Here is a 25,401-nt window from a genome sequence, read left to right as displayed (position 1 = left end):
CCACGTCACCCGCTGAGCCTGCGCGCCGCCGCGAGGATCGCGTCGGCGGAGCGGTCGATGTCGTCGTCCGTCGTGGTGGCGTTCGAGACCGCGACGCGGATCAGCCGGCTGCCCCGCCAGGTCGTCGCCCCCACCCAGCACGTGCCTTCCTGCTGGACACTCTCCACCAGCGCGTCGACGTCGGCCACCTCGTCGAACCCGACCAGCACCTGGTTGAGGACCACCTCGTTGCGGATCGTCGCGCCGCCGGCCTCCAGCCGCTCGGCCATCCGTCGTGCCTGGGCGCAGGACCGGTCGACGAGCGCCGCGACCCCGTCACGGCCGAGCTCGAGCAGCGCGGCCCAGACGGCGAAGCCGCGGGCCCGGCGCGACGACTCCGGCGTCACGTCGCCCAGGACGTGGGCGGTGCCGCCCGAGCCGGTGAGGTACGCCGCGGTGTAGGACATCGCCCGGGCGTGCGCCTCGGGGTCGCGGCAGAAGGCGAGCCCGGAGTCGTAGGGCACGTTGAGCCACTTGTGCGCGTCCGCCCCCCACGAGTCCGCGTCCCCGACCCCGCGGGTCAGGTGGGCGTGGCGCGGGCTGGCGGCCGCCCAGAGCCCGAAGGCGCCGTCGACGTGCACCCAGGCGTCGTGGGCGCGGGCGACCGGGATCGCCGCGGCGAAGTCGTCGCAGGCGCCGGTGTTCACGTTGCCGGCCTGCAGGCAGACGATCGTCGGCCGGCCCTCGAGCCCGGCGAGGGTGGTGGCGAGGTCCTCCACGTCGATCGCGCCGTTCGCGTCGGCCCGGACCGGGTGGAGCGAGCCGGTGCCCATGCCGAGCAGCCGCAGCGCGCGGTCGACCGTCGCGTGCCGCTCCTCGCCGGCGACGACGTGCACCCGGGGCGCCGACCAGAGGCCGTCCCGGGCCACGTCCCAGCCGGCGCGGGCGAGGACCTCGTTGCGACCGATCGCCAGCCCGACCGTGTTGCCGGCCTGGGCGCCGGTCACGAATGCCGCGGACGCACCGGCCGGGAGGCCGAGCAGCTCCTTCGCCCAGCTCCCCGCCGCCCGCTCCGCCGCCCCGGCCGCGGGGGAGAGGGTCTCGTTGTACGCCGGCTGGTCCCACCCGATCGTCAGGATGTCGGCCGCCGACGCCGCCGGGAGGGCGCCGCCGATGACGAACCCGAAGAACCGCGGACCGACCGTGCCGGTGATCCCGGGAGGTGCCGCCTCGAGCAGCCGGTCCAGCACCCCGTCGGGGTCCGTGGGCCCGTCGGGGAGCGGGCCCGCGAAGGCCGCGCGTACCTCCTCGGCCGGCACGCCGGTGACCACCGGCCGGTCCGGCACCGCGCGCCGGTGCTCGGCCGCGGCCCTGGCCGCACGGACGAAGAGGGGCTCGAGATCCGTCATGGGTTGACCGTGCAGTCCTGGGGGGGCCGGCGCAACCCCCGGGTCCTCGTCGGTGCCTCGCTCCGCGCCGGGGAAACCGTTGACCTCGAGTCGACTTGAACTCCTACCGTGACGCGATGACTTCCCACATCGACGAAGACCAGCGCGGCGAGCGGCGCGGTGAGAGCTCGGCCGGAACCGCGTCGACGAACGTGCGTGCCGTGGAGCAGGCATACCGCGCCTTCGAGCGGGGCGACCTGGACGGGTTCACCGCACTCATGAGCGACCGGTTCGTGTCCCGGCAGTCAGACGCCGTCCCCTGGCGCGGCAGCCATGTGGGACCCGCCGGTGTGGGGTCGATGTTCGCCCTGGTGGAACAGCACGCCAGGGCCGCTTTCTCGCCCGACGAGATCATCGACGGCGGTGACCGCGTGGTCGTCATCGGACGCGCTGAGATCACGCCGGTGACCGACGGGCGGCCTCGCGTCGTCCGCGAGCTGCACGTCTGGTCCGTCGAGCTCGGGACGCTGACCGGCCTCGACGTGTTCCTCAACGCCCCGAGCGACCTGCTCGCCGCCCTCGAGGGGTCAACCGAGAGGATCGGTGGCCTCGCGCAGGGCGCGGTGCGCGTCGCCGACGATGGGCTCCCCGTGCCCGAAGCAGGCGACGTCCACGTCGAGCGCAGCGAGCCGCTGCAGTGAGCGCCACGCCTGCGCCCGGTCGTGGTTGAAGGGCCCGAGGATCGCGGCACCCCCGTGCTCCGCGATCGTGTCCCCGGCCACCAGCACGCCCGGACCGGGCAGGTGCAGGGCGATGCTGCCCGGCGTGTGGCCGGGCACCGCGACAACCACCGCCTCACCCGCCATCGCGACGACGTCGTGGTCGGTGACCTCACGGACCGCCGTGCAGGGCGGTGCCGGTGCGAGGTCCGCCGCAACGACGGCGTGCAGCTCTTGTTCGGCCGCGGTGAGCTCGAGGGCGGGCACCGGCTCCTGACCGCGCACGAACGGCGCGTCGCCCGCTCCGGCGGCGACCGGTGCCCGCGCCCAGAGGGCCAGGTCAGCGGCCGATCCTGCGTGGTCGTCGTGGTAGTGGGTGAGCACGATCTGCCGGAGCTCCTCCCGCCGTACCCCGAGCACCTCCAGCGCACCCCTGACCGCGGGTGCGCTGCCGGGAGGCCCCGTGTCGACCAGCGTGGCTCCGTCCGGCTCGAGCCACACGTACGCGTTGCTGATGCCCAGCGGGAGCATGACGAGTCCGGGCACCACGTCGACGAGGTCCATGCCTCTCCTCTCGCGAGATCCTCGGTCAGGCGGTGCTGGTGACGACGCCCGCCACCACCACCGGCCCCAGGTACAGCAGCGGAAAGGGGATGTGGGAGTAGGCCCGGGAGCGGAGCACGGTGACCACCGCGCCCAGGAAGTACAGGACGAGGCCGGCCGCTGCGGCCACGCCGACCGCCGGCATCCACCGGCCGATCAGGAGACCGGCCGCGCCCAGTGCCTTCGCCGAGCCCAGCCAAGCCCACCAGCTGCGTGGGACGCCGTAGTCGGCGAGGTTGTCGACCACCCAGGACTGGTGGGTGAAGACGGCGAAGGCCGAGAACCCGACCCAGGCTGCCGCGACGAGGACGATGACGGTTGCGGTGAGGGACATCAGTGTCTTTCCTTTCCTTGGAGCTGCAGCTGGGGTTCGGCGGCCACGGAACGCGCAGCCACGCCGACCCGTGGGTCGGCCAGGAACGCGTCGATGCCGTCGAGCACCGAGGCGAACCGCCACGAACGAAAGAGGTCGAACCCGTGCTGGCCGCGGGGGAGCTCCACCAGCACGACCGGGCCGGAGGACTCGGCCCGCAGCTTCACGGCCAGGTCCCGGGCCGCCTGGACCGGTGTCCAGGTGTCCAGGTCACCGTGCGCCACGAAGCATGGCGGCGCGTCGACGGCGGACAGCACAAACGGTGTGGAGGGGACCGGCTCTGCCTCGGTCCGCCCGTAGTAGCGGCCGTAGTAGCCGTAGAGGCAGATGGTCGCCGACAGTCGCGACCCCGGGGCCGACGCGAGGAGGGACGTCAGGTGAGCCCCCGCAGAGCTCCCGGCCATCACCATCGTGGTCGGGTCGCCTCCGAAGTCCGCGGCGTGCTCGTGCGCCCAGGCGAGGGCGCTCCGGGCGTCAGCGAGGTGCTCCTCGAAGCCCGCCCGTGGGCGGAGCCGGTAATTGGCGCTGATGCAGACCCAGCCTCGATCCGCCAGGCGGTGCAGGAGCGCCCTCGCCTCCCAGTGCTTGCCGCCCGAGCTGTAGCCGCCCCCGTGGAAGTAGACCAGCACCGGGCCGCCGGCCGGCAGGTCGCGTCGGTGGTAGACGTCGAGGCGCTGGCGCCGGTCGTCGCCGTACCGTAGACCGGCGACGCGACGCACACGCCGGGGGCGGACGGGCAGTGGTGTCAAGGCCGCGCGCCAGGCCCACCACGTCGACGGTCGTGGAACGGCGACACCGGCTCGACGCAGCCCGTCGGCCACGGCGTCGCGAGCCTTGACCCCGCGGGCGGCCACCACGGCCAGCGCGGATGCGACCACTCCGGCCGCGCCCAGTAGGAGCGCCGACGACGCCGAGGCGGCGAGATCGCCGCCGGCCAGCGCGAAGCCGGTCGCGAGTGCCAGAGGGATTCCAGCGGCGACGTGGGGCACCTCGGTGACCGCCATCCCGAGCAGGTACGCCGATCGGGCCGCCCAGACCGGGCGTGAGGGCGGGGCGAGAGCCACCAGCGTGAACGCACCGACGACGACGACGTTGAGCAGGTATCCGACAGGCATGCGCATCCTCTACATCCGTTGAGGTGCGCTACTCTACGGCCGTAGAGGATCGACGCAAGGGGTTTGCCGATGGGAGTGGACCGACGTACGCGGATCGCGGACGCGATCATCGAGACGCTGGCGAGGGTCGGCAGCCGGGGGCTGACCCACCGCGCCGTCGACGAGGCGGCCGGGCTCCCGCCCGGCTCGACCTCCTACTACCACCGGTCCCGAGCCAGCCTGCTCGAAGCAGCCGTCGGCCGGCTCGCCGAACTCGACTCCACGGCGATGCCCCCGCTCGAGGGTCGGCCCCTCGGCGTGGTCCTGGCCGCGACGATCGAGGAGCTGCTCTCCACCGACCGGCGTCGACTGCTCGCCCGCTACGAGCTCTCGCTGGAGGCCGTCCGCCGCCCCGAGCTGCGCAAGCTCCTGGCGACGGGAACCCGCCAGGTGCGGGAGGTCGTCCGCGCACGACTCGTGGAGGACGGCGTCGCCGACGCCGAGCGGGTCGCCGCCGACCTGCTCGCCATGCTCGATGGACTGCTCTTCGCCGAGCTCACTGGCGAAGGTCCGGCACGGGTCCGCAACGAGCTGCAGTGCAGCATCGAGCGGGTGCTCGCCGGCTCACCCCGGCGCACGGCGACGTGAAACCCGTGGTGCCCCAGGTAGGAGTCGAACCTACGACCTTTCGCTTAGGAGGCGGCTGCTCTATCCACTGAGCTACTGGGGCGGGTCGTGCGAAGCCATCTTCTCAGTCATCGGGGACCCCGTGACGCACCGGGTGCACCACGGTCTCCCCGGTCCCGCGTCGGTGATTTCGGCAACTTTCGGTCCGCTTGGCATCATGGCGGGGAAGACTTCGGGGTCGGCCACCCGCTGACCGGACGGGACCCCGGCCGAACCGTTCTTCCCCGACCTCGAGGACACGTGCCCAGTGAGCTACCGCGGCAAGCACCGACGGGCTGTTCGACACCCCGTGCTGCGGGCGGTCGCGGCGACCACGGCGATGGTGCTGCTCGCGATCGCCGGCACCGCCTTCCTCGCCTACCGGCACCTCGAGGGCAACATCACCGTCTCGAACGGCTTCGACGACATCCTCGGCGACCGCCCCGACGAGGTCGACGTCGAGGGGCCGAGCAAGCCGCTCAACGTGCTCATCCTCGGCTCGGACACCCGGGAGGGGCAGCGCGAGGTCAGCGGCTCCAGCGCCGGCCTCTCCGACACCACGATCCTGCTCCACCTCTCCGCCGACCGGGAGCGGGCGTACGGCGTGAGCATCCCGCGCGACCTCCTGGTCGACCGCCCGGAGTGCACCGACCCCGACGACGGCTCGCCGATCGAGGGCGAGGAGCTCGCGCAGTGGAACGACGCCTTCGCGCTCGGCGGGGAGGCGTGCACGATCGCGCAGTTCGAGGAGATGGCCGGGCTCCGGGTCAACCACTTCGTGGTCGTCGACTTCGCCGGCTTCAAGACGATGGTGGACGCGCTCGGCGGAGTACCGGTCTGCGTGCCGCAGGAGGTCAACGACCCGATCGGCGACATCTACCTGCCGGCCGGGACCTACAAGGTGACCGGCAACCAGGCGCTCGACTACGTCCGCGTCCGTCACTCGATCGGCACCATCGACACCGGCGACATCGGGCGGATGAAGCGGCAGCAGGCGTTCCTCGCCTCGATGGTGAACACCGCGGTCTCCGCCGGGACGCTGTTCAACCCGGCGAAGCTGTGGAAGTTCCTCAACGCCGCCACGCAGTCGCTCACCGCCGACCCCGAGCTGAGCAAGATGGGCACGCTCTTCGACCTCGCCCAGGACGTCCGGAACATCGGGCTCGACAAGGTGCAGTTCTTCACCGTGCCTTTCGAGCCCTACGAGCTCGACCCCAACCGGCTCGTCCCCGCGCCGGAGGCGGAGCGGCTCTGGGAGCAGCTGCGCCATGACGAGCCGCTCCGCCGCAACCTCACCAGTGGCGCGACGAAGGCGTCCGAGGGCGACCCGTCGGAGCCGAAGAAGCGCCGCAACCCCGAGCAGGAGGCCCAGGCGGCCCGCGACGGGCTCTGCGCCTGAGCCCGTCCTCCCGGCCGCTCACCCCTCGGCGGCGGCCACCTGGGCCACGCGCTCCTTGCGGGCGCCCGGGGCGGCGTACAGCTCGAGGTACGCCGTGACCGCGCGGATGCCTTCCTCGACGAGTGCCGGCAACCCGTTGTGGTCGGCGGCGAAGGCCCACTCGAAGAGCCGGTCACCGATCTCGACGGCCACCTCGGCGATCTCCGGTGTCAGGTCCTCGCGGAAGAGCCCGGCCTCGCGGCCCATCTCGTAGAGCCGGGCGGCGACCCGCCGGTTGTGCTGCCGTGTGTACTCGCGGATCGCCGGGTTGCTGCGGCCGCGCATCCAGACGGCCACGAACGCGGGCCGCTCCCGGTAGGCGTCGGCGAACACCTGCATCGTGGTGCGCACGATCGCGGCGATGCTGACATCGCCGAGCTGCCGCACGTCGGTCCGGACCAGGGCGTCCATCGCGTCGAGGTCCCGCTCGACGAGGGCGAGCAGGATGTCGTCCTTGTCGGCGAAGTACTGGTAGAGCGAGGCGACGGGCACGCCCGCGGCCTCGGCGATCGTGCGGGTGCCGAGCGAGTCGACCCCGTTCGCGACGACCTGCGCGGCGGCGGCGTCGAGGATCTTCTCGACCCGGTCCCTGCTGCGCGACTGCTGCGGCACCCTGCGGAGCCTGCGCATGCTTTCTGACATCCCCCGTTGTTCCATGCACGCGATGGTAGTGGGCGCCCCGTGGCCGGACCGCCCGCCGAGCCGGTCAGCCCAGCCGCTGTCCCTTCCCGATCACGGTGACCCCGCCGTCGCTGACGGTCAGCCCTCGACGCCGGTCCTCCTCGTGGTCGACGCCGACCAGGCAGCCGTCGGGCACCACGACGTTCTTGTCGATGATCGCGTTGCGGACCACGGCGCCGCGGCCGATCGTGACGTTGTCGAGAAGCACGGAGCGCTGCACGGTCGCGTGGTCCGCGACGTAGCCGTGGGTGCCGATCACCGTGGTGTCGACCGACGCGCCGGAGACGATGGAGCCGGCACAGACGATCGAGTCGCGCACCGACGCCCCGGAGACGAACTTCGCGCCGGGGAGCTGGTGGTGCGAGCTGAAGATCGGCCACGCGTCGTTGTAGAGGTTGAACACCGGCAGCACCGAGACCAGGTCGACGTGGGCCTCGTGGTAGCTGTCGAGGGTCCCGACGTCGCGCCAGTAGTCGCGGTCCCGCGGCGTCGAGCCGGGCACGACGTTGCGCTTGAAGTCGTAGACCGCGGCCTTCCCCTCGTCGACGAGCATCGGGATGATGTCGCCGCCCATGTCGTGGCGTGACGACTGGTCCTTCGCGTCCCGCTCGAGGGCGTCGACGAGCACGTCGGCGGTGAACACGTAGTTGCCCATCGAGGCGAAGGTCTCTTGGGGGGAGTCGACGAGCCCCGGCGGGTCAGCCGGCTTCTCGAGGAAGTCCTGGATGGTGACGCCGTCCTCCGCGGTCTCGATGACGCCGAACGCCGACGCCTCGCGCCGTGGGACCCGGATGCCCGCCACCGTGACGCCGGCGCCGGACTCGATGTGCGCCTGCACCATCTGCGAGGCGTCCATCCGGTAGACGTGGTCGGCGCCGAACACCACGATGTAGTCCGGCCGCTCGTCGTTGATGAGGTTCATCGACTGGTAGATCGCGTCGGCGCTGCCCTGGTACCACCGGGGACCACGTCGCTGCTGCGCCGGCACCGGGGCGACGTACTGCCCGACCATCGACGACAACCGCCAGCTCTGCGAGATGTGCCGGTCGAGCGAGTGCGACTTGTACTGCGTCAGCACCGCGATCTTGGTGTACCCGGCATTGACGAGGTTCGAGAGCACGAAGTCGATGAGCCGGTAGGAGCCACCGAAGGGGACCGCCGGCTTCGCCCTGTCGAGCGTCAGCGGCATCAGCCGCTTCCCCTCACCGCCTGCGAGCACGATGCTCAGCACCCTGGCCATGACCTGACCCTAGCCGCGCGGTCTACCTTTGAAACCGTGCGAGCCGCGATCCTGACCCGGGAGTTCCCACCGGACGTGTACGGCGGAGCGGGGGTGCACGTCGACTTCCTGGTCCGCGAGCTCCGCCGGCTCGTCGAAGTCGACGTCCACTGCATGGGCGCGCCCCGGGAAGGGGCCACCGCGCACGCCGAGGACGACCCCCGGCTGGTCGACGCCAACCCGGCGCTGCGGATCCTGTCGGCCGACCTGTCGATGGTGGCCGGGGTGGCGGGTGCGGACCTGGTCCACTCGCACACCTGGTACGCCAACCTGGCCGGCCACCTCGCGTCGCTGCTCCACGACGTGCCGCACGTCCTGACCGCCCACTCGCTCGAGCCGCAGCGGCCCTGGAAGGCCGAGCAGCTCGGCGGCGGCTACCGGGTCTCGTCGTGGGTCGAGCGGACCGCCTACGAGGCCGCGGACGCGGTGATCGCGGTCAGCGAGGGGATGCGGGCCGACGTGCTCGACGTCTACCCCGCGGTCGACCCCGACCGCGTGCACGTGGTGCACAACGGCATCGACACCGAGTTCTACCGCCCCGACCCCCGTCGCGACGTGCTCGAGCGGCTCGGCGTCGACCCCGGCCGGCCGTACCTCACCTTCGTCGGGCGCATCACCCGGCAGAAGGGGGTGCCGCACCTGCTCCGCGCCGGACTGCTCATGGACCCCGAGCTCCAGCTGGTGCTGCTCGCCGGGGCCGCCGACACGCCCGAGCTGAAGGCCGAGACCGACGCAGCGGTCGCGCAGCTTCGGGAGAGCCGCGACGGCGTCTTCGTGGTCTCGGAGATGCTGCCCCGCGAGGACGTCCGCCAGGTGCTCACCCACGCGACCGTCTTCTGCTGCCCGTCGGTCTACGAGCCGCTCGGGATCGTGAACCTCGAGGCGATGGCCTGCGAGACGGCGGTCGTCGCCAGCCGCGTGGGCGGCATCCCCGAGGTGGTGGTGGACGGCGAGACCGGGCTCCTGGTCGACCTCGACCCGGCCGACCCCGAGGACTTCGAGCGCCGGCTCGCCGCCGCCGTCGACGAGCTCGTCCGCGACCCGGAGCGCGCCGCCCGGATGGGGTCCGCCGGACGGGCGAGGGCGGTCGAGCGGTTCGGGTGGGACGCGGTGGCCGAACGCACCGTCGCGGTCTACGAGGCTTGCCGGAGCGGCCGCAGAACCTAGACTCGTGCCCGGGTTCTCGTGGGAAGGGGTCCACGCTCATGCGGGTGGCGGTAGCGGGAGCGGACACGGTCGTGGGCCGCTGCGCCCTTCCGGGGCTCCGCGCGGCCGGCCACGAGGTGGTCGCCCTGGACACCCCTCCCGACGCGCTCCCCGACCTCGACGCCGCAGCCGGTGCCATGGCGGGGTGCGACGCGCTGGTCGCGCTGCCGGCGCAGATCCCCACCGGCCGCCGCGCCTTGCGCGCCCGCTCCTGGCGCGCCCACGACCTGTTGCGCTCCGAGGGCGTCCGCACGCTCACCGACGCCGCACGGCGGGCCGGGGTGCGCCGCGTCGTGCTCCAGAGCGTCTCCTTCGTGTACGCCGACGCGGCCGACGACTGGATCACCGAGGAGTCCCCGGTCTGCGTCACCACCGCCACCGAGCCGGCGTCGGTCGGTGAGCTCGCCGTGCAGCGGCACGCCGGGACCTGTCGGACCGGTGTCGTGCTCCGGATGGGGCTGGTCGTCGGCGACTCGCCGCTGACCCGGTGGTCGCTCCGCGCGGCTGCGGCCGGACGGCCGGTCGGGTTCGGCGACCCGGACGGCTACGCCCACCTGATCCACAGCGACGACGTGGGGCCGGCCGTCGCCGCGGCGCTCGACGCCCCGAGCGGGATCTACAACCTTGGTGCCGAGCCGGTGCGGCGGGCGGACCTCGCCGACCGGTGCGCCGCGGCGGTGGGCCGCGAAGGCGGCGGGTTCCTGGGGTCCTGGGCGACACGGCTGGGGCGCGAGCGGCTCGAGCCGCTACGCCGCTCGCTGCGCGTGAGCTCGGCACGGTTCTCCGACGTCACCGGGTGGAGCCCCCGGCGCGAGCGGCTCGACGCCGGCTGGTTCGAGGCGGCGGGGCTGCCCGAGCTGGTGGTCCCGTGAGCGACGAGCAGGAGCGTCCCGCCGCCGACGAGGGCGCGGGGGAGCGGGAGCCGGCCCGCGAGGAGGCCGCCCGCAGACGGCGCCGGGCGGAGGTGTTCGGCGAGGTGCTGCCGGAGTCCACGACCGACGACCGCGACCCCGCCGGCCGTCCTGGCGAGGGCTCGTCGGACGAGTGGCTCAGGCGCAACGTTCCTCCTCACCACGGCTGAGAGCGAGAGGGACGCGCGTCGGGTCAGGTGGTGGGCGGGGTGCTGCCGCCGCGGGCGACCAGGGCGTCGCGGATCTCGGTGAGCAGGGCGATGTCCTCCGGGGTGCCCTCCGGCTCGGGGCTCGGGAAGAACCGCTCCTTGGCCTTCGTGTAGGGCATCACGACGAAGAAGTAGAGGACGGCGGCGAGGATCAGGAACGCGATGAGGGCGGTCAGGAAGGTGCCGATCGGGATGCCGGTCCCGGCGACGCCGTCCTCCTTGAAGAGCTCGACGTTGTCGAAGTTCGGGCTCCCGCCGAAGACCTTCGAGACGAAGCCCATGATCACGTCGGTGAAGGTGGTCACCACGGTCGCGAACGCCGCGCCCATGATGAACGCGACCGCCAGCTCCACGAGGTTGCCGCGGAGGACGAAGGCCTTGAAGCCACTCATCGTGTGTCCTTTCAGGGAGAGGGTGTGTGCTGCCCAGTCAGCACCACGCTGAGCACGGACGCAACTGCACCCGCCGCGAGCGCCAGTGCGGTGTGCTCGTCGACGGCGAGCACCACGAGCCGGCCGCCCTGGAGCTCGGGGCCAGCCGGACCGCTCGCCGCCTGGGGTAGCGCGGCGACCGGCGCCCGCCGGGCGACCACCTCCGCCTCGCCACTCTCCGGTGAGGTCGCGACGACGTCGACCACGTCGCCGACCTCGAGCAGCCCGACCGCGCCGGCATCCGCGACCCGCACCGGCGCGAGCACCGCCCCCGGGTAGCCGTCGAGCAGCCCCGGGCCGACGACGCGAACGTCGGTCACCGGCTCTCCGGCGCGCAGCGGGGCGGCCAGCACCCGGCCCACCGCGTCGTGGGGTTCCCTCGCCGCGCCCTCCGGCACCGAGGCAGCGGCCGCCCTGGTGACGCGGACGTCCTGCTCGGTGAGCACGCTCCCGCCGGGGAGATCGGCGGCGGCCACCAGGAGCGGCTCGGTCGCCGGGGGCGGCGCGGAGGCCGCACGTACGGCCAGCAGCACCGCGAGCGCGGCGAGGAGCGCGGCCAGTCCCCGCCGGTGGAGCAGGACCCGGCGGCGGAGGCGGCGCAGGCCGGGCGGGAGCGGGAGGGGCGGCATGCCGACGCAGCGTAGGGAGAGTTCGGCCCCCGTGCTCGCGCTCTCCACAGCCTCGTCGGGCGGTCCCGGACGCGACGTGACCGACGGAATGTTTACGCGACGGCCGGTTGTTTGCGATGATTAGCAGTCGAGAGTCGAGAGTGCCAACCGGCGGCGCCGACCAGCGGAGCCGGGGACCAGGACCAGGAGGAGGCCGCCTTGCCGACCTACCAGTACTCGTGCACCGAGTGCGGACACTTCTTCGAGCAGTTCCAGAGCTTCTCCGAGGAGTCGCTCACGGTCTGCCCGGAGTGCCAGGGCCGGCTGCGCAAGGTGTTCAACGCCGTGGGGGTCGTCTTCAAGGGGTCCGGCTTCTACCGCACGGACAGCCGCAGCGACAGCGGGAGCACCAACACCAGCAACGGCAGCAGCTCGAAGCCGGCGGCGTCCTCCACGCCGTCGAGCGACAGCTCCTCCTCCACCCCGTCGTCCTCCTCGAGCTCGACCGCGACGAGCGGCAGCGCCGCCTGACGGTCCCGCCGTCGCGGCTCCCCGGGGACCCGCCGGGTGTGGGCCGCCGTGTCGGGGCGACCCGGCACAATGACGCGCGTGCCCGCACCCGTCACGCCTCCACCGACCGACGACGGCGCGACGCCCGGCGCAGTCCCCGGCGCTGAGGGGGTCGAGCCCCGCACCCGGTGGCGGGAGCGCAGCCCGTGGCTGCGCGGGACGGTGTACGCCGCAGTGGGGCTCGTCCTCGCCCTGGTGGCGACGAGCGTGCTGGCGGTCACGACCGTCCGGAGCTCGTTCCCGCAGACCGAGGGCACGATCGACGTCCCTGGCCTCTCCGCCGACGTGCGGGTCGTCCGGGACGACGCCGGGGTGCCGCAGATCTGGGCGGACACCCCCGAGGACCTGTTCTTCGCCCAGGGGTTCGTCCAGGCGCAGGACCGGTTCTTCGAGATGGACGTGCGCCGGCACATCACCGCCGGCCGGCTCTCGGAGCTCTTCGGCGAGGAGACCCTCGAGACCGACAAGGTCGTGCGGGCGATGGGGTGGCGCCGCGTCGCCGAGGAGGAGGTCGCCCGGCTCGACCCGACGACCGTGAACTACCTCGAGGCGTTCAGCGCCGGGGTCAACGCCTACGTCGCCGACCGGTCGCCCGGCGAGCTGTCGCTGGAGTACACCCTGCTCTCCCTCGGCGGGCTCGACGACTACGCCGTGGAGGCGTGGACGCCGGCGGACTCCGTGGCCTGGCTCAAGGCGATCGCCTGGGACCTGCGCGGCAACATGCAGGACGAGGTCGACCGGGCGATGGCCTCGAGCCGGGTCGATCCCGAGCGGGTGGAGGAGCTCTACCCGGCGTACCCCTACGCCCGGCACCGGCCGATCGTGACCGGCAGCCGGTCCGCTGCCCGGACCGGCACCGTCCCGTCGTACGGCAGGCACCCCGAGAAGGCGGCGGTGCGCGCGCTCGAGGCCACCGACCGGGCCCTCGACGCGGTGCCGACGATGGTGGGCACCGGCGAGGGCGTCGGCAGCAACGCCTGGGTCGTCGACGGCGACCACTCGACGACCGGGATGCCGATCCTCGCCAACGACCCGCACCTCGCGCCGACCCTGCCCGGGGTCTGGTACCAGATGGGGCTGCACTGCAACGTGGTCGACGACGAGTGCCCGTTCGACGTCGCCGGGTTCACCTTCGCGGGGCTGCCGGGGGTGGTCATCGGCCACAACCGCGACATCGCCTGGGGGTTCACCAACCTCGGGCCGGACGTCACCGACCTCTACCTCGAGGCCGTCGACGGCGAGCGCTACCTGCGCGGCAAGGAGTGGCGGCCGTTCCGCCGGCGCACCGAGACGATCGAGATCGCGGGGGAGGAGCCGTTCACCTTCACCGTCCGCACGTCGGTGCACGGCCCGCTGATCTCCGACGTCGCACCCGACTTCGCCTCGGTCGGCGCCAACGCGCCGGCGCCCGAAGGCAGCCCGGAGCGCGGGGAGGGCTACGCCGTGGCGCTCTCCTGGACGGCGCTGTCCACGACCCGCACCGCCGAGGCGATCTTCGACATGGCCCGAGCGTCGGGGTGGGACGAGTTCCGCGCCGCGGCGGCGAAGTTCGCGGCGCCGAGCCAGAACATGGTCTACGCCGACCGCGAAGGCAACATCGGTTACCAGGCGCCCGGGCTGATCCCGGTCCGCGGGCGCGCCCACGACGGCAACTGGCCGGCGCCCGGGTGGGACCCGGCCTACGACTGGACCGGCGACCACGTCCCCTTCGACGCGCTGCCGTCGGTGCTCAACCCGCCCGAGGGCTACGTCGTGACGGCCAACCAGGCGCCGGTCGGCCCCGACTACCCGCACCGGCTCGGCGAGGCGTGGGACCTCGGCTACCGGAGCCAGCGGCTCTTCGAGCTGATCGAGTCGCAGGAGAAGTTCTCACCGGACGACATGGCCCGGCTCCAGCTCGACACCCGCAACGGGCTCGCGCCGACGCTGGTGCCCTACCTCCTCGACGTCGACCCCGGCAGCCACTACTACCGCGCGGGGCAGCGGCTGCTGCGGCGCTGGGACTTCACCCAGCCGCCGGACTCGGCCGCCGCGGCCTACTACAACGCGGTCTGGCGCAACCTCCTCGAGCTGACCTTCGACGACGAGCTGCCGGCGTCGGTGGAGGTCGACGGCAACTCGCGGTGGTTCGAGGTGGTCCGCGGGCTGCTCGAGGAGCCGTCGGACCCGTGGTGGGACGACGTCGACACCGACGACGTGGTCGAGCGGCGCGACGACGTCCTCGTCGAGGCGGTGCGCGCCGCGCGGGACGAGCTGGTGCGGCTCCAGTCCCGCCGGGCCGACCGCTGGACCTGGGGCCACCAGCACAGGCTGACCCTGGAGAACCAGACCGTCGGGCAGTCCGACGTCGGGCTGGTCGCGCGGCTGGTCAACCGTGGCGACTGGGAGCTCGGCGGCGGCTCGTCGATCGTCGACGCGACGGGGTGGAACGCCGAGGAGGGCTACGAGGTCACCTGGGTCCCGTCGATGCGGATGGTGGTCTCGATGGCCGACCTCGACGACTCGACGTGGATCAACCTGACCGGTGCGAGCGGCCACGCCTTCCACCCGCACTACACCGACCAGACCGACCTCTGGGCCGAGGGGCGGACCCGGCCGTGGCCGTTCAGCCGCGAGGCGGTCGAGGAGGCCGGCGAGGACGTCCTCACCCTGGCGACGACGCGAAGGGAGTGACCCCCGACGGGGTGACCGCGGCGGCCACCGGCCGGTCGTGCGGCTCGGCCGGCACGAAGTCGACCAGCTCGCCCTCGTGCAGCAGGGTGCAGGTGAAGGTGCCGACCGGCACCCGACCCAGCGCCCGGTCGTAGGAGCCGCCGCCCCGTCCCAGCCGCATCCCGGAGCGGTCGACGGCCAGCCCGGGAGTGAGCACGACGTCGGCGGTCGCCACCGCCTCCGGCCCGAGGGTCGGTCCGACGGGCTCGAGCAGGCCACGCCCGGCGGACCGGAGCGTCCCGGTGTGCACGGCCCAGTCGAGGTCGAGGTCGGGCAGCACGACCGGGAGGAGCACCCGGCGGCCCGCGTCGAGGAGCGCCTCGAGGAGCGGCCCCGTCCCGGGTTCGGTGCCGACCGAGACGTACGCCGCGACGGTGGCGGCCCGGCGTACCTCCGGGGTGGCGAGGAGGTGGCCGGCGATCGCCTGCGCCGCCTCCTGGAGGTCGAGGAGCGAGAGCCGTCGGCGGGCGGTCAGCAGCCGGTCCCGCATCGCGATCTTCTGTGCCAGCGCCGGCGTGAGCTCGTCCACCCGGTCACGCTACTGAGTCACCCGGTGAGGGGAGCCGCGTCGCCGTGCACCACCGGTCAATACGATCGCCCCATGAGCGAGTCGGGGCTGCAGCAGGCACGGGACAAGATGGCCGCCGAGGGTGTGGACCCGGTGGCCATCGAGGTCTTCACCCACTACTACCGCCTGGTCGAGAGCGGCGAGACCGGGATGGTCCCCGAGTCGACGATCGACCCGTTGGACATGCCCGCGCTCGCCGACGCCGACGTGCCCGACGAGGTGGCGGCGGACGCCATCGGCAGGACCGTGGTGGTCAAGCTCAACGGCGGGCTCGGCACCTCGATGGGGCTCGACCGGGCGAAGTCGCTGCTCGAGGCGCGCGAGGGGCTGAGCTTCCTCGACGTGATCGCGCGGCAGGTGCTGGCGATCCGGAAGAAGTACGACGTCCGGCTGCCGCTGGTGCTGATGGACTCGTTCCGGACCCGCGAGGACACCCTCGCCGCGCTCGCGCCGTACGACGACCTCGCCGACGCCGACCTCCCGCTGGACTTCTTGCAGAACAAGGAGCCCAAGCTCCGCAGCGACGACCTCACCCCGGTCACCTGGGAGAAGGACCCGACGCTCGAGTGGTGCCCGCCGGGCCACGGCGACCTCTACACGGCGCTGCGCGGCACCGGGCTGCTCGACGCGATGCTGGACGCGGGCTTCACCCAGGTGTTCGTCTCCAACTCCGACAACCTCGGCGCGGTGCCCGACCCGCGGGTCGCCGGCTGGTTCGCCTCCAGCGGGGCGCCGTTCGCCATCGAGGCGGTGCGCCGGACGCCGAGCGACCGCAAGGGCGGCCACTTCGCGCGGCGCAAGAGCGACGGGCGGATCGTCCTCCGCGAGACCGCGCAGACGCTGCCCGAGGACCAGGAGGCGCTGCGGGACCTGAGCCGCCACCAGTACTGCTCGACCAACAACCTCTGGTTCGACCTGCGCGCGATGAAGGACGAGCTCGACCGCCGCGACGGGATCCTCGGCCTCCCGATGATCCGCAACGTCAAGACCGTCGACCCGGCCGACTCGTCCTCGCCCGAGGTGATCCAGATCGAGACAGCGATGGGTGCCGCGATCGAGGTGTTCGAGGGGTCGAGGACGATCGAGGTCGGCCGCGACCGGTTCGTGCCGGTGAAGACCACCAACGACCTCCTGGTGCTGCGCAGCGACTGCTACCGGCTCGACGACGACGCGGTGCTCCACCAGCAGCCCGACGAGGTGCCGTTCGTCGACCTCGACAAGCCCTACAAGCTGGTCGCCGGCTTCGACGAGCGGTTCCCCGAGGGCGTCCCGAGCCTCCGGCGAGCGCGGTCGCTGGTCGTGCACGGCGACTGGACCTTCGGCGGCGACGTCACCGTCGTCGGCGAGGCGGTCGTGGGCGAGGAAGGCTCGTCCGGCCGGGTCGAGCCCGGCACCGTCCTGGGCGCCTGACGCCCCCGACGGGCGGCCGTTAGGGTCCCGACATGGCTTTCACCCCCGTCTCCGGCGAGGAGTCCGTCACCGTCGAGCAGCACGTGGCGCGCGTCCTGGAGGCGGTGGAGCCGCTGCCGCCGTTCGAGCAGCCGCTGCTCGAGGCGGTGGGGCTGCCGATCACCGAGCAGGTGACCGCGCCGATGGACCTGCCGGCCTTCGACAACTCCGCGATGGACGGCTACGCCGTCGTGACCGCCGACGTCGCCGGTGCCTCCGAACAGCACCCGGTGCAGCTCCCGGTCGTGGGCGAGGTGGCGGCCGGGCAGACCAAGCTCTTCGCGATGTCGCCGGGCACCGCGGTGAAGATCATGACCGGCGCGCCCGTCCCGGCTGGTGCCGACGCGGTCGTGCCGGTCGAGTGGACCGACGGGGGCGCTGCCTCGGTGCGCGTCATGCAGCCGCCGCGGCCCGGGCAGCACGTGCGCCGCAAGGGCGAGGACGTCGTCACCGGCGACCTGCTCGTCGAGGAGGGGACCGTCCTCGGCTCCCGCCACGTCGGGCTGCTCGCCAGCGTCGGCCGCGCGCAGGTGCGCTCCCGCCCCCGGCCGCGGGTGGTGATCATGTCGACGGGCGCGGAGCTCCGCGAGCCCGGGGCGAAGCTCGCGAGCGACGCGATCTACGACGCGAACTCGTTCATGCTGGCCTCCGCGGTCCGGCGCGCCGGCGCGCTCGCCTACCGGGTCGGGATCGTCTCCGACGACCCCGCCGAGTTCTCCGACGCGCTCTCCGACCAGCTGGTGCGGGCCGACCTCGTCATCACCAGCGGCGGCGTCAGCAAGGGCGAGCACGACGTGGTCAAGGAGGTCCTCGGCTCGCTCGGCAGCATGTGGTTCGGGGAGGTCCGGATGCAGCCGGGCAAGCCGCAGGGGTTCGGCCACGTGGGGGAGGACCGGACGCCGATGTTCGCGCTGCCCGGCAACCCGGTGTCGTCGTACGTCTCCTTCGAGCTGTTCGTGCTCCCCGCGCTCCGCAGGCTGATGGGCCGCACGCCGTACCAGCGACCGGTGTCGCTGGCCCGGTCGGCGGCGACCTTCCGCTCCGCCTACGGCAAGCAGCAGTACGTGCGCGCGCGGTGGGCGCCCTCGGCGGCCGGCCCCACGGTCACGCCGGTCGGCGGCCACGGCTCACACCTCCTCGGCGACCTGGCCGAGGCCAACGCCCTCGTCGTGGTGCCGCCTGACGTCGACCTCGTGCGCGACGGCCAGCAGGTCGACGTGCTGCTGCTGGACCAGGAGTTCTGATGGGGGACGAGAGGCTCACCCACGTCGACGAGTCCGGCGCCGCCCGCATGGTCGACGTGTCCGGCAAGGACGTGACCGCGAGGGTCGCCGAGGCCGCCGGCCGTGTTCTTGTCAGCCCGACAGTTGTGGGGCTCCTGCGCGGCCAAGGGGTGCCGAAGGGCGACGCCCTCGGGGTGGCCCGGGTGGCCGGCATCATGGCCGCGAAGCGGACGCCCGACCTGGTGCCACTGTGCCACCCGCTCGCGGTCAGCGGGGTGACCGTGGACCTGGAGGTGGCCGACGACGCGGTGGAGATCCGCGCGACCGTGCGCACCTCCGACCGCACCGGCGTGGAGATGGAGGCGCTCACCGCCGTCAGCGTCGCGGCGCTCACCGTCGTCGACATGGTGAAGGCGGTCGACAAGGCCGCGACGATCACCGACGTGCGGGTGCTGTCGAAGAGCGGCGGCAGGAGCGGCGACTGGACGAACCCGGCGGAGCGGCCGTGAGCGACTACCCGGCCGCCGTCGTGGTGGCGTCGAACCGCGCCGCCGCCGGTGTCTACGAGGACACCACCGGCCCGGTGATCGTCGCCGCGCTGCGCGAGGCCGGGTTCGCGGTCGACGACCCCGTCGTGGTCCCGGACGGCGAGCCGGTGGGGGAGGCGATCCGGGCAGCCGTGCTCGCGGGTGCCCGCGCCGTGCTCACCACCGGTGGCACGGGGCTCACCCCGACCGACCGGACGCCGGAGGTCACCAAGGCGTTGCTCGACCGGGAGGTCCCGGGCGTCGCGGAGGCGATCCGTGCCCACGGCGTCGCCAAGGGGGTGCCGACCGCCGCGCTGTCCCGCGGGGTCGCCGGCGTGTGCGACACGGCGTTCGTGGTCAACCTGCCGGGGTCGCGGGGCGGCGTGAAGGACGGGCTCGAGGTCGTCGTACCCCTGCTGCGGCACGCGGTCGAGCAGATCGTGGGGAGCGACCATTGAGCCTGACCACGGGGGCGGTGCGGTGGCAGGACCTGCGGCTGCGCCACGGCGCGGTGGTGCTGCGCCCCCTGGTCCGCCGCGACCGCCGTGCGTGGCAGGAGACCCGGCGTCGCAACGCCGCGTGGCTCGCTCCCTGGGAGGCGACGCGGCCGCCCGGTGACCCGCTGGCGCCGCTGTCGTTCGGCGGGATGGTGCGCGACCTGCGGCGCCAGGCCAGGCAGGGCAGGGCGTTGCCGTTGGCGCTGACCGTCGACGGCGAGTTCGCCGGGCAGGTCACGGTCAGCAACGTCGTCGGCGGGTCGGCACGGTTCGCCAGCGTCGGCTACTGGATCGACCGGAAGCACGCCGGGCAGGGGCACATGCCGGTCGCGGTCGCGCTGACGATCGACCACTGCTTCCGCGGGATGGGGCTGCACCGCGTGGAGATCGCGATCCGTCCGGAGAACGCCGCGTCGTTGCGGGTCGTGGAGAAGCTCGGGCTGCAGGAGATCGGGTACGCCCCGCGCTACCTGCACATCGACGGCGCGTGGCGCGACCACCGGCTCTTCGCGGTCACCGTCGAGGAGGTGCCCGGCGGGTTGCTCCGCCGGCTCGTCGGACGCTGAACGCTCGGACAACGGGATGTGACGGCGAGTTGGCTGGCCACAACCGACACACCGGACACCATGCGTCACATCGGCCTCAGCCGCTCGTACGCTCTTCCTCGTGGAACTGTCCGGGCTGATCTTCGTCGCACTCGCTGTGGTCTGGGCTGTCGTCCTCATCCCCAAGGCCCTCCGTCACCACGACGAGGCCGCCCGCACGCGGGCCCTCGACACGGTCTCCGAGGACGCCCGCGTCCTCGCCCGCCGCGAGGTGGCCGACGACGGTCCGCGCCTCGTGGTCCAGAAGCCGAGGATCCCCGCACCGCGGACGGAGTCGCCGGCGATGCCGAGCGTCCCCGCGCCCCGTCGTCCCGTCGACCGCAAGCGGCTCGCGGCGGCCCACCGCGCTGCCGCCGCAGCAGCGGCCAAGCGCCGCCGCCGGGTGCTCGCGGTGCTGCTGCTCGCGACGCTTGCCGTCGGCGCGGGTTCGTACACCGGCACCCTGCAGCCGTGGGCGGCTGCGATCCCAGGGGCGCTCGTCCTCGGGTTCCTCGTGCTCGCCCGGGTGCTGGTGCGCTGCGAGCACGCTCGCTGGGAGCGGACGCTCGCCGACCTGCGGACCGCCCGGGCCGTCGAGCCGGTGGCCGAGGTCGTCGAGACCACCGTCACCGAGGTCGACCCGGTGGAGCACCCCGAGGCAGTCATCGAGGTCGTCGAGGAGCGCAACGAGCAGGGGTTCGCCGTGGTCTCCGGTCTCGACGACACCGCGTCGTTCCCGGTCGGACTGCTCGCCGACCCGATCCCGGCGAAGCAGGAGCTCTGGGACCCGGTCCCGGTCACCCTCCCGACGTACGTCACCAAGCCGCGGGCCACCCGCTCGGTCCGCACCATCGACCTCAACGCTCCCGGCGTCGCGAGCTCGGGGCGCAACGCCGCCGACAGCGCCCTCGTCGCGGAGGCGGCGACCGCCACCCAGGGCCCCGAGGACCAGCGCGCGGTGGGAAGCTGACGGGGCGATTCGGACCCGTGCGAAGCGGGTGATATCTTCGCTGTCGGTCGGTCCGCCGGCCACCTGGGGCTGTGGCGCAGTTGGTAGCGCGTCTCGTTCGCAATGAGAAGGTCAGGGGTTCGAATCCCCTCAGCTCCACCCGGTTCTCCTCCGCCTGGCAGTCCCTCGTTCAGGCCGTCAGCTCCGCGGCCACGGTCCGCAGCGCCGCGCTGAACACCGGCTCACCGAGGTCGAGCGCTGCCTCGAGCTGGTGCGTCGCCGCCGGCCGCTCGCCGCGGGCGAGGTCGATGAGCGCCGCCTCCACGTGCGCCCAGGCGCTTGCGCCGTCGAGGCCGAGGGACTCCGCGCAGTGCTCGTGCGCCGACCTCAGCCGCATCCGGTCGGTCCCGATCCCGGCCTTCCAGATCCGCACCGCCTCGGCCAGGTGCTCGTCGGCCCGCAGGGTGGTCTCGGTGGGCTGCCATGTCTCGTACGCCGTGGCCGCGGCCGCCAGTGCGGAGACCTCCGTCCCCAAGGCCGCGACGTCGGCGTGACGGCCGGCGCGGGCCGCCCGATGGAGGGCCTCGGAGCAGGCGGTGAGGCGGAGGTGGCGGTCGTCGCGGTCGCGCACCAGTTCGTAGCCCTCGCGCGCCAGCACCGCGGCGCCGTCGCGGTCGCCCTGCGCCGCCGCGAGCCGGGAGCGGGCGAACCGGGCGTCGGACTCCCACCAAGCCGGCAGCGGCATCGTGATCCGGTCGAGGCAGCGCCGTGCCTCCTCGAGGTCGCCGAGCAGCCGGTGGGCCTCGCTCCGGACTGTCCAGAGGTAGGCAGCCGCGCGCTCGTTCCCGATCTCCGCGAAGAGCGGCTGGGCCTGCAGGGCGAGCTCGAGCGCCCGCCCGGCCTGCGAGGTCTCGAGCAGGCTCAGGGCGGCATTGGTCAGGCAGCGGGCCCGTTGCCATGCTCCGGCGGGCACCAGCGGGTCGGCGATGACCGACAGGTTCAGCGCGACGGCGTCCTCCGCCCTGCCCACGCGGTCGCCGAGGGCCGCGCGGGAGGCCTTCAGGTCCGGCACCCGTTCCGGGGCGAGCTCCGCGGCGTCGGTGATCGCCTTGTCGAGGACCTCGACGGCCCGGTGCGCGAGCCCGGCCGCCTCGAAGGTCGAGGCGCGGTCGACGGCCAGGTCGACGACGGCCTGCGGCCCGTCGCCCCGGGTGAGCTGCCGGACCTCGCGCACCAGCGCCGCCGCCAGGCGGGGCGACTCCCACCCCAGGACGACCAGGGCGCGGCGGCTCGCCCTCTGGTTGATGCCTCGGTCGGGGCACTCCAGCCGGCTCGTCGCGACCGCGCGGAGCACCTCCTCGGCGGCGGTCACGGCGTCCTGCACCACGCGGGTGAGGGAGAGCCGGGCCTGCACTGCGGCGGCGGTGTTGCCGGCCGCGGTCGCGCTGGCGGTCGCCGCCCGGTAGGAGGCAACGGCCTCGTCCGGCTGCCAGCGGTTCTCGTGGACGGTCGCCAGCTGGCCGTGGACGACGTTCTCGTTCCACGGGTCCGGCGGGTTGCCGGCGTGGCGTGCGACGAGGGCCTCCGCGGTCTCCTGGGCCTCGACCAGCCGGTCGCGCCGCACGAGGTGGTCGACGCGCAGGCTGGCCACCCAGAACGCCAGCCGCGCGTCCGCGGCGGCGTGCCCGTCGGCGTCGTCGAGCCAGTCGTCGGCCGTCTCCCAGTCCTCCATCAGCCCGGCTGCCCGCGCGCGGTAGTACGCCGCCCACCCCTCGAGCACCGCGGTGCGTCGCTCGCCGGGGAGGGCGACGAGGGCGTCGGCGAAGGAGCGGGCCACGAGGTCGCACCGGCGGTACTCCTGGCGGGCGGCGCGGTCGGCCAACCAGCCGTCGAGCCGGTCGAGCGCCACCGCGGGGTCGTAGGCGACCGCGGCGGCGACGGTCTCGAGGAGCGCGTGGTCGACGTCCTTCCGGATCGCCCGGTCCGCCGCCCGGAACCGGCGCGGGTTCGCCCGGCGCAGGACCGGGGCGACCAGGTCCAGCGCCCCCTCGTCGCGGCAGCCGTCGCGGTAGCGGCCCTCCCACAGCTCCCACACCGTCCTGCGCAGGTCGGCGAGCGAGCGGCCCTCGAACCCCTGCTCCTCCCACAGCTCGAGGAGGGGGCGGCGGAGCTCGTCGTGGAGCGTGAAGCTGGAGCCGGCGCCCTCCTTCACGAACGGCGACCCGACGAGCCGCGCGTAGCCCCCGGCGAACCGGTCGTCCTCGGCCGTGGTGCCCGTGAGCGCGGCCAGCAGCTCTCGGTCCACGATCCGCGGGACCACCGCGAGCATCAGCAGCCGGCGGAGCAGGTCGTCCCGGCGTGCCCAGGAGTCGAGGAGCCGACCCGCGAGCTCGACGTCACGCAGCTCGACGAGCTCGCTCGCTGAGGCACGCTCGGCCATCAGCCGGTGTCCTTCATGATCTCGGCGACCTGCATCGCCTTCACCAGCGACTTCCCGGCCTCGATCGCCTTCTGCACGACGTCGATCTCCTCGTCGCTGAACCCGTCGTAGCCGTGCACCTGGAGGAACGCGCGGACGTGGTCCGGTCCCCAGCTCTTCAGCGTTGCCACCGGTTCGAGGCACTCCTGTTGCTCGGGGGTCAGCGGCTCGAGCAGCTGGTCCACGTCGGTGCCGGCGATCAGCAGCAGCAGGCGGTGGTGCTCCCAGTCGCTGAGCAGCCGCCGGCGCAGCAGGTCGCGCAACAGCCATCGGCGCATGTCCTGGTCGGCCGCGTCCACGGTGTCGAGGAGCAGCACGACCGGCCGCCCCTGGGCGGCGCGCAGGAGGTCGGAGAAGAACGCCTCCTTGCACAGCTTGCGCACGTGCCGGTCGAGGGGCTCGGTCCACTCGGGGAAGGACAGCGTCTCGACGTGCTGGACGTGGATGTTCTGGATCACGCCGGCGGCCTGGGCCTCGCCGCTGACGGAGGCGCCGCTGAGGTCGACGGCTCCTTGCACCGACTGCCACGCCTGGACGAACTGACCGGTGTCGCGGATCGTCCGGGCGTGGTTGAGCTTCTCGAACGTGGGCAGCGGGACGGGGTCGTCGGCCTCGCCCAGGTCCTCGGCCAACCGGGTGACGACGTCGATCTCGTCGGTGACCGGCTCGGTGTCGAAGTCGAAGAGCGCCACCGGGACCGGCGGGTCGACGACGTACTCGCACTGGTAGCGCAGCTTGCGCAGCAGCGCGGTCTTCCCGCGCCCCTGGCGGTCGCAGACGACCATGACGCGCCGGCTCGACTCGAAGCGGAGCATCGAGGAGAAGACCTCGACCTCGGACTCCCGGTCGACGATCTGGGACGGCTCAGGGCTGCCCACGGGACGCCTCCTCCCGCATCGCCTCCAGCACCCGCACGAACGCGTCCATCAACGTGGGCTCGCGCGAGACCGCGTCGACGTACGCCGCGAGCTCCGGCTCGTCCAGAGGCGGCTCCAGCCCCTCCCCGCGTGACCGGAGGAAGGCCGCCACCTCCTCCCGGTCGAGCTCCCCGAGCGTGACGCTGGCGTCGGCGACGGCGCTGACCGCGGCGAGGTGCTCCTCGACCCCGGAGAGGACCAGCACGATCGGTACGGAGTCCTTGCGCAGCTGGGGGATCAGCCGTGAGACCACCCACGCGCCCAGCGCCGGACCGGGGGTGTAGCCCTCCACGGCCACCATGAGCGGGGCGGCCTTGCGGAACGCCTCGAGCACGCGTTGCTCGTAGCGCGCGGTCTCGACGATCCGCTCGAACGCCAGCGCGGCCCGCGCACGGAGCCCGCCCTCCCCGTCGTGCCGGGGACCCGACGCCGGCTCGTCGAGGTGGGGGACCGCCTCGAGGACGCGCCACACGTCGCGCAGCGTCGTGGTCCGCTCGACCACGAGCTCCTCCTCGACGCCGATGCAGCGGTAGCCGAGGCCGACCACGCGGTCGCGGAGCTGCGCGACGAGGTAGCTGCGGCCGGAGCCCGGACGTCCGGCCACGACCAGCACGGCGGGCCGGTCGGGCCGGACCGGCTCGAGCAGGGTGCTCAGCTCCCGCGACCGGCCGACCGGCACGGGCGAGGAGAGGACGGTCATGGGGTGCCGGGGCCTGAGGGTGACGGCGGGTCGGCGCTGCCGACGATCACGCCGGCGACCTGCCCGCCGGTGATCGTGGCGCCGCGGGCGTCCACCGCTCCGACGTACTCGCCCATGAGCTGCCAGCGGGTGCGGCCACCCTCCTCGGCCTCCAGGAGCGCGGTCACCTCGTCACGGAGCTCCGCGTCCTCGGTGAGGAGCTCCTCGACGACCGCCCGGAGCGGATCGGCGAGCCGGTCGGGCTGCTTCTCGAACAGGTCGACGACCTCGGCGTCGGGCGTGCCGCGGGTCTTGCCGCGGATCCGTTCCCAGAGCTTGCGGGCCACGCCGACGAGGCCGTCGGCGGCCGCGGAGCCGGCCTTCTCGCTGAGCTCGTCGGTGAGCTTCTCCGCGCCCTTCTTGACCAGGGGCACCAGGAACGCGGTGACGACGGAGGTGGCGAGTGCAGCGGTCTCGATCACGGGAACCTCCTGCGGACGGCCTGGTGGGCCTGGTGCGGGGTCGTGCCGGGCCGAGCCGCGGCGCCACCGGGGTGGAGACCGTCCCTCAGGCCAGTCTGAGCAGCGGGTCCTGGACTGGACAGGGCCCGGAGGTCACCGCTCGGGGGACGTACGACCGTGGCGGAGGAAGCGGTCGGGAGC

At 73.4% G+C, this 25,401-nt stretch carries 27 protein-coding genes and 2 tRNA genes; 15 read left to right on the top strand and 14 right to left on the bottom strand.

Features of this window, described 5'->3' with window-relative positions; all coding sequences use genetic code 11:
• Nucleotides 1-5: 5 nt before the first annotated feature.
• The gene (locus tag FIP57_RS02770) at nt 6-1,388 is read right to left on the bottom strand and encodes a pyridoxal phosphate-dependent decarboxylase family protein (protein WP_148571681.1); all 1,383 of its coding nucleotides are present in this window, start codon (nt 1,386-1,388) and stop codon (nt 6-8) included.
• A gap of 116 nt (nt 1,389-1,504) precedes the next feature.
• Here FIP57_RS02770 and FIP57_RS02765 point away from each other — a divergent pair, with 116 nt between their 5' ends.
• Nucleotides 1,505-2,068 carry a nuclear transport factor 2 family protein gene (locus FIP57_RS02765; protein WP_148571679.1) on the top strand — a complete coding sequence of 188 codons (564 nt, stop codon included), beginning with the start codon at nt 1,505-1,507 and terminating at the stop codon, nt 2,066-2,068.
• On the opposite strand, the gene FIP57_RS02760 is transcribed toward FIP57_RS02765, so the two are convergent.
• From FIP57_RS02760 to FIP57_RS02750, 3 genes are read right to left on the bottom strand one after another with little or no spacing between them, the layout of a single operon-like run.
• Nucleotides 1,955-2,650 carry an MBL fold metallo-hydrolase gene (locus tag FIP57_RS02760; protein ID WP_148571677.1) on the bottom strand — a complete coding sequence of 232 codons (696 nt, stop codon included), beginning with the start codon at nt 2,648-2,650 and terminating at the stop codon, nt 1,955-1,957. The two genes, FIP57_RS02765 and FIP57_RS02760, sit on opposite strands and share 114 nt — an antisense overlap.
• A gap of 25 nt (nt 2,651-2,675) precedes the next feature.
• Complete coding sequence (locus tag FIP57_RS02755) at nt 2,676-3,023, bottom strand: DoxX family protein (protein ID WP_148571675.1); 348 nt, start codon at nt 3,021-3,023, stop codon at nt 2,676-2,678.
• Nucleotides 3,023-4,177: an alpha/beta hydrolase gene (locus FIP57_RS02750; protein ID WP_148571673.1), complete on the bottom strand. Its 1,155-nt coding sequence runs from the start codon at nt 4,175-4,177 to the stop codon at nt 3,023-3,025. Before FIP57_RS02750 ends, FIP57_RS02755 begins: the two co-directional genes overlap by 1 nt.
• Before the next feature lie 69 nt (nt 4,178-4,246).
• Here FIP57_RS02750 and FIP57_RS02745 point away from each other — a divergent pair, with 69 nt between their 5' ends.
• The gene (locus tag FIP57_RS02745) at nt 4,247-4,804 is read left to right on the top strand and encodes a TetR/AcrR family transcriptional regulator (RefSeq protein ID WP_148571671.1); all 558 of its coding nucleotides are present in this window, start codon (nt 4,247-4,249) and stop codon (nt 4,802-4,804) included.
• Between the two features lie 6 nt (nt 4,805-4,810).
• Here FIP57_RS02745 and FIP57_RS02740 read toward each other — a convergent pair.
• Nucleotides 4,811-4,886: transfer RNA gene (locus tag FIP57_RS02740), tRNA-Arg, on the bottom strand.
• Between the two features lie 204 nt (nt 4,887-5,090).
• Between FIP57_RS02740 and FIP57_RS02735 the strand changes: the two genes are divergently transcribed.
• The gene (locus FIP57_RS02735) at nt 5,091-6,221 is read left to right on the top strand and encodes an LCP family protein (RefSeq protein WP_148571669.1); all 1,131 of its coding nucleotides are present in this window, start codon (nt 5,091-5,093) and stop codon (nt 6,219-6,221) included.
• Between the two features lie 18 nt (nt 6,222-6,239).
• Here FIP57_RS02735 and FIP57_RS02730 read toward each other — a convergent pair whose 3' ends face one another.
• Complete coding sequence (locus FIP57_RS02730; RefSeq protein WP_148571667.1) at nt 6,240-6,917, bottom strand: TetR/AcrR family transcriptional regulator; 678 nt, start codon at nt 6,915-6,917, stop codon at nt 6,240-6,242.
• Nucleotides 6,918-6,966: 49 nt separating this feature from the next.
• Nucleotides 6,967-8,181: a glucose-1-phosphate adenylyltransferase gene (gene glgC / locus FIP57_RS02725; RefSeq protein ID WP_148571665.1), complete on the bottom strand. Its 1,215-nt coding sequence runs from the start codon at nt 8,179-8,181 to the stop codon at nt 6,967-6,969.
• Nucleotides 8,182-8,217: 36 nt separating this feature from the next.
• On the opposite strand from glgC, the gene glgA reads away from it, so the two are divergent.
• From glgA to FIP57_RS02710, 3 genes are read left to right on the top strand one after another with little or no spacing between them, the layout of a single operon-like run.
• Nucleotides 8,218-9,387, top strand: coding sequence for a glycogen synthase (glgA, locus tag FIP57_RS02720; protein WP_148571663.1), 1,170 nt, complete (start codon nt 8,218-8,220; stop codon nt 9,385-9,387).
• A 44-nt stretch (nt 9,388-9,431) separates the two neighbouring features.
• Nucleotides 9,432-10,298 carry an NAD-dependent epimerase/dehydratase family protein gene (locus FIP57_RS02715; RefSeq protein ID WP_148571661.1) on the top strand — a complete coding sequence of 289 codons (867 nt, stop codon included), beginning with the start codon at nt 9,432-9,434 and terminating at the stop codon, nt 10,296-10,298.
• Entirely contained in the window at nt 10,295-10,507 is a 213-nt protein-coding gene (locus FIP57_RS02710) for a hypothetical protein (protein WP_148571660.1), read from the top strand. The genes FIP57_RS02715 and FIP57_RS02710 overlap by 4 nt, the downstream gene beginning before the upstream one ends.
• A gap of 23 nt (nt 10,508-10,530) precedes the next feature.
• On the opposite strand, the gene FIP57_RS02705 is transcribed toward FIP57_RS02710, so the two are convergent.
• Nucleotides 10,531-10,938: an MscL family protein gene (locus tag FIP57_RS02705; RefSeq protein WP_148571658.1), complete on the bottom strand. Its 408-nt coding sequence runs from the start codon at nt 10,936-10,938 to the stop codon at nt 10,531-10,533.
• Between the two features lie 11 nt (nt 10,939-10,949).
• Nucleotides 10,950-11,606, bottom strand: coding sequence for an SAF domain-containing protein (locus tag FIP57_RS02700; RefSeq protein WP_148571656.1), 657 nt, complete (start codon nt 11,604-11,606; stop codon nt 10,950-10,952).
• Nucleotides 11,607-11,804: 198 nt separating this feature from the next.
• On the opposite strand from FIP57_RS02700, the gene FIP57_RS02695 reads away from it, so the two are divergent.
• Both FIP57_RS02695 and FIP57_RS02690 read left to right on the top strand, forming a co-directional pair.
• Nucleotides 11,805-12,116, top strand: a complete 312-nt coding sequence (locus tag FIP57_RS02695; RefSeq protein ID WP_148571654.1) for an FmdB family zinc ribbon protein — start codon at nt 11,805-11,807, stop codon at nt 12,114-12,116.
• Between the two features lie 78 nt (nt 12,117-12,194).
• Nucleotides 12,195-14,828, top strand: coding sequence for a penicillin acylase family protein (locus tag FIP57_RS02690; RefSeq protein ID WP_238993222.1), 2,634 nt, complete (start codon nt 12,195-12,197; stop codon nt 14,826-14,828).
• On the opposite strand, the gene FIP57_RS02685 is transcribed toward FIP57_RS02690, so the two are convergent.
• Entirely contained in the window at nt 14,800-15,396 is a 597-nt protein-coding gene (locus FIP57_RS02685; RefSeq protein ID WP_238993221.1) for a 5-formyltetrahydrofolate cyclo-ligase, read from the bottom strand. The two genes, FIP57_RS02690 and FIP57_RS02685, sit on opposite strands and share 29 nt — an antisense overlap.
• Nucleotides 15,397-15,468: 72 nt before the next feature.
• On the opposite strand from FIP57_RS02685, the gene FIP57_RS02680 reads away from it, so the two are divergent.
• The 7 genes from FIP57_RS02680 to FIP57_RS02650 all read left to right on the top strand — a co-directional run bounded on the left by FIP57_RS02680 (nt 15,469) and on the right by FIP57_RS02650 (nt 20,823).
• Nucleotides 15,469-16,845: a UTP--glucose-1-phosphate uridylyltransferase gene (locus FIP57_RS02680; protein WP_148571650.1), complete on the top strand. Its 1,377-nt coding sequence runs from the start codon at nt 15,469-15,471 to the stop codon at nt 16,843-16,845.
• A gap of 32 nt (nt 16,846-16,877) precedes the next feature.
• Nucleotides 16,878-18,128, top strand: a complete 1,251-nt coding sequence (gene glp / locus FIP57_RS02675) for a molybdotransferase-like divisome protein Glp (protein WP_148571648.1) — start codon at nt 16,878-16,880, stop codon at nt 18,126-18,128.
• Nucleotides 18,128-18,616 (top strand): cyclic pyranopterin monophosphate synthase MoaC, encoded by a 489-nt coding sequence (gene moaC / locus FIP57_RS02670; protein WP_148571646.1) that lies wholly within the window; start codon nt 18,128-18,130, stop codon nt 18,614-18,616. The genes glp and moaC overlap by 1 nt, the downstream gene beginning before the upstream one ends.
• On the top strand, nt 18,613-19,092 hold the full coding sequence (locus FIP57_RS02665) for a MogA/MoaB family molybdenum cofactor biosynthesis protein (protein ID WP_203231002.1): 480 nt from the start codon (nt 18,613-18,615) through the stop codon (nt 19,090-19,092). Before moaC ends, FIP57_RS02665 begins: the two co-directional genes overlap by 4 nt.
• A complete protein-coding gene (locus tag FIP57_RS02660) occupies nt 19,089-19,697 on the top strand; it encodes a GNAT family N-acetyltransferase (RefSeq protein ID WP_238993220.1) in 609 nt (202 codons plus the stop codon). The genes FIP57_RS02665 and FIP57_RS02660 overlap by 4 nt, the downstream gene beginning before the upstream one ends.
• A gap of 100 nt (nt 19,698-19,797) precedes the next feature.
• Entirely contained in the window at nt 19,798-20,685 is an 888-nt protein-coding gene (gene sepX / locus FIP57_RS02655) for a divisome protein SepX/GlpR (RefSeq protein WP_148571645.1), read from the top strand.
• 65 nt (nt 20,686-20,750) lie between these two features.
• A tRNA-Ala gene (locus FIP57_RS02650) sits at nt 20,751-20,823 on the top strand.
• A 31-nt stretch (nt 20,824-20,854) separates the two neighbouring features.
• On the opposite strand, the gene FIP57_RS02645 is transcribed toward FIP57_RS02650, so the two are convergent.
• Genes FIP57_RS02645 through FIP57_RS02630 form a run of 4 tightly spaced genes read right to left on the bottom strand, consistent with a single transcriptional unit; the run spans nt 20,855 to nt 25,221 of the window.
• Nucleotides 20,855-23,104 carry a hypothetical protein gene (locus FIP57_RS02645; RefSeq protein ID WP_148571642.1) on the bottom strand — a complete coding sequence of 750 codons (2,250 nt, stop codon included), beginning with the start codon at nt 23,102-23,104 and terminating at the stop codon, nt 20,855-20,857.
• A complete protein-coding gene (locus FIP57_RS02640) occupies nt 23,104-24,021 on the bottom strand; it encodes a hypothetical protein (RefSeq protein ID WP_148571640.1) in 918 nt (305 codons plus the stop codon). The genes FIP57_RS02645 and FIP57_RS02640 overlap by 1 nt, the downstream gene beginning before the upstream one ends.
• The gene (locus tag FIP57_RS02635; protein WP_148571638.1) at nt 24,008-24,760 is read right to left on the bottom strand and encodes a P-loop NTPase family protein; all 753 of its coding nucleotides are present in this window, start codon (nt 24,758-24,760) and stop codon (nt 24,008-24,010) included. The genes FIP57_RS02640 and FIP57_RS02635 overlap by 14 nt, the downstream gene beginning before the upstream one ends.
• A complete protein-coding gene (locus FIP57_RS02630) occupies nt 24,757-25,221 on the bottom strand; it encodes a hypothetical protein (protein WP_148571636.1) in 465 nt (154 codons plus the stop codon). The genes FIP57_RS02635 and FIP57_RS02630 overlap by 4 nt, the downstream gene beginning before the upstream one ends.
• Nucleotides 25,222-25,401 lie beyond the last annotated feature (180 nt).

Source organism: Nocardioides caldifontis, from assembly GCF_008087345.1.
Lineage (GTDB): Bacteria > Actinomycetota > Actinomycetes > Propionibacteriales > Nocardioidaceae > Marmoricola_A > Marmoricola_A caldifontis.
The sequence above is the reverse complement of the archived record's forward strand: the minus strand, read 5'-3'. Positions and strand labels throughout refer to the sequence as shown.